At 62.4% G+C, this 2788-nt stretch carries 3 protein-coding genes and 1 pseudogene; 1 reads left to right on the forward strand and 3 read right to left on the reverse strand.

Translation table 11 applies throughout. The features are described 5' to 3' along the window. Positions 1 to 235 (reverse strand): annotated as a pseudogene (locus WBB85_RS02840) (TIGR01459 family HAD-type hydrolase); the annotation flags it as partial. A 106-nt stretch (positions 236 to 341) separates the two neighbouring features. Here WBB85_RS02840 and WBB85_RS02845 point away from each other — a divergent pair. Continuing rightward, positions 342 to 1019, forward strand: coding sequence for a hypothetical protein (locus tag WBB85_RS02845; protein WP_432637112.1), 678 nt, complete (start codon positions 342 to 344; stop codon positions 1017 to 1019). Between the two features lie 37 nt (positions 1020 to 1056). Here the strand turns inward: WBB85_RS02845 and WBB85_RS02850 are convergent, their stop codons facing one another. Further along, positions 1057 to 1974 (reverse strand): manganese-dependent inorganic pyrophosphatase, encoded by a 918-nt coding sequence (locus WBB85_RS02850; RefSeq protein WP_432637113.1) that lies wholly within the window; start codon positions 1972 to 1974, stop codon positions 1057 to 1059. A gap of 588 nt (positions 1975 to 2562) precedes the next feature. Further along, positions 2563 to 2788, reverse strand: a 226-nt coding sequence (locus WBB85_RS02855) for a TraB/GumN family protein (RefSeq protein ID WP_432637114.1), incomplete at its 5' end; no start/stop codon positions are given.

Raw genomic sequence — 2788 nt, forward strand, 5'->3', positions numbered from 1 at the left:
CATCCCAGGCGTCCCGCGGGACACCGATCTGGTCCAGCTGAATAGCGACACCGGCCCGTGGTTTCGGCGAATTGGTGACCAGAACCACCTTGCCGCCTTGCGCCCGATAGGCCTGAAGGGCGGCGACCGCGGCGGGGAAGGGCTTCAGCCCGTCATGGACACAGCCCCAGAGGTCGCAGAAAAGCGCGTCGTAGCGGTCGGAAATCTCAGAGAGCGAACGAATGATATCAGTCATGTGTTCCTGCTGGGTGTTCGGCGGATTCGAATCGTGTATGGCCTGAATAGACGACATTGTCACATCCGTGGGCAGACGGCTCCTCCAATCCCTGCATGAGGTCGATGTGCAGATACTCGAAACCTCGGTGATCGGTCTGCGCTCGGCCAGGCACCGGCTGGAAAGCAAGACCTACAAGACAAGCGTGACGCTGTTCCCTATGGTGCATGTCGGCGAGGAGGCGTTCTATAAGCGGGTCTATGACGATGCCGCAGGGCATGACGCCGTGTTGCTGGAAGGTGTTCGCAACTCTGCCGCGGCCCGTCGCATCACGCGCGTCTATCGCTGGGCAAATGTCGAGCGCTTGGGCCTTGTGGTTCAGCCAAGGCCAGACTTTTCCGGCGCCGCCTGTCGTCCGGTTCTGGCGGATATCTCAGGCGCGGAATTCGACGCAGAATGGGCGCGTCTTCCGGCCGCGCTGCGGACGATCCTACCGGTCGCTGCCCTCGCAACCGGGCTGTGGCTGCGCTTGGCCAGTTCGCGTGAGCGGATTGCGCGGCATATGGAGACAACTGACCTTCCCGACCGGCACAGCATATTCGCGCCCCATATGTTCACTCGGTCGGTGGTGACGGTTCGCGACCAGAGGCTGTGCCAGCATCTTCAGGAAGAGATTGAACGTGGGACCGGTTCTGTCGCGGTTATCTACGGCGCGGGCCATATGTCGGGGCTATTGCAGTTCCTTTACAGATACGGCGACTACCGACCGGTCGAGAGTGACTGGATGACTGTGTTCGGTCTGTGAACCGCGCGCCGGAACGGCTCCGGCGCGCGTGGTCGCCTCAGAGTTTCAGCACCGGGATGATCTGTTTCTTGCGGCTCATGACGCCCGGCAGGACAACCGTATCGCCGCTGACGCTCGCGCCAAATGACGCCTCTGCCATCTGCTTCACCAGATCGTTCGGCACCAGCAGCGTCGCCTCTTCATTGAGGATATCGACGACAAAGAGAAGCACCTGATCGGCGCCGTCCTCTTTCGCGACATCAACCATCGAGGCCATCAGGCTGTCCTTGCGGTCGAGCACCATCTTGGGTGCAGTCGTCTCCAGCACCGAAACCCGCAATTCCTTGCCCGCGACATTGTATTCCTTCGAATCCATCCGCAGCAGTTCGGCGTCGGAAAAGGCCGAGACGTCGGACTTCGCGGCGAAAAGCTCGGCCGCATAATCGGGGATCGAGAGGCCCAGCTCACCTGCCAATTTCTCGGCCACCGCCCGGTCATGCGGCGTGGTGGTGGGCGAGCGGAATTCGAGCGTGTCGGAAAGGATGCAGGACAGCATCGCCGCCTTGATCGCCTCGGGCATCTTCGCCGCGTCATCGCCCATCAGGTCGAACATGATCGTCGCGGTACAGGCCAGGGGGCGGATGGTGATGTCGATCGGACCTTTGGTCTTCAACCCGCCAGCCAGCATGTGGTGGTCGATGATCTGGATGACATTGGCATCATTGATCTGGCTGGGAAGTTCGGCCGGATTGTTGGTGTCGACCACCACGCAATCCTCGCCCGCCGCGACATCCGAAATGATCGCGGGCTTCGGCAGGTCCCAGCGCTTGAGGACAAAGGCCGCCTCGGTATTCGGTTCGCCCAGCAGGACCGGCGTTGCGGGCGTGCCCTTCACCTCGGTCAGGTACCAGGCCCAGATGATGGGCGAGCCGGTGGAATCGGTGTCGGGGGATTTGTGGCCAAAAACCTTGATCATGGATGCATCCGTTCAGTGGAGATTTTGCGGCCTTATAGGCAAGGGGTCAGGGAATGTCACGCCATGCGAACACCGGTTCTTCCGGGGGCAGGCTTGACGACCCGGAGCGGGCGATTTAGCCTGACCGCACCTTTTGGAGGAGTGCCCGAACAATGGACAACAGGCTCTGATCAATCCGCCGTCCGGCCCGCTGCCGTCGCGCAGCCGGGTGACTGTTTTGCCTTCCTGAGGAGTGCCCTGAGAATGGACAATCTGATCTGACCCCGAACAGGGGACAGCCGACCGGTTTGCGAGCCGGTCAAACCCGTTTCCAGAATGAAAGGCATGATCATGCCGAAGAAAACCCCAACGCCCCCGCTTCGGGGGCAGCTTTCGCCTTTTGTCGCGCAACGCGGCAAGGCAGCGCGCCTGAACACCTCGCGTGACCTCATCGACGTGAACGACACCGCAAGGCGGCTTCAGGCTCAGAAACGCCCGGATCCGCGCCCATCACGGCGCCTCAATATTCCTGGCAAGGGCCGGGGCCGCTAGCCCCACCCCTGACGTCGGCAGTGCCCGGGATGCGCTCGCGCGCGCGCCCGGGCGCTGTCAATCGCCGAAGGGAGCCTGTTCGATGGCAAAGCCTTCACGCTCCAGCAGGGCCAGCACGCCCTCCTCGCCCGACAGATGCAGCGCACCGAAGGCGGCAAAGACCGGACCGTCCTTGGCGGCGGCCTCGATCACCGGGATCCACGAGCGGTTGCGGCGGTTCATCAGCGCCTCTTCCATTTCAGCAAGCTGAGTGTCGACCTCGTCCCGGGTCACGCCCGGCCTG

This window comes from Albidovulum sp. (genome assembly GCF_049646345.1).
Lineage (GTDB): Bacteria > Pseudomonadota > Alphaproteobacteria > Rhodobacterales > Rhodobacteraceae > Albidovulum.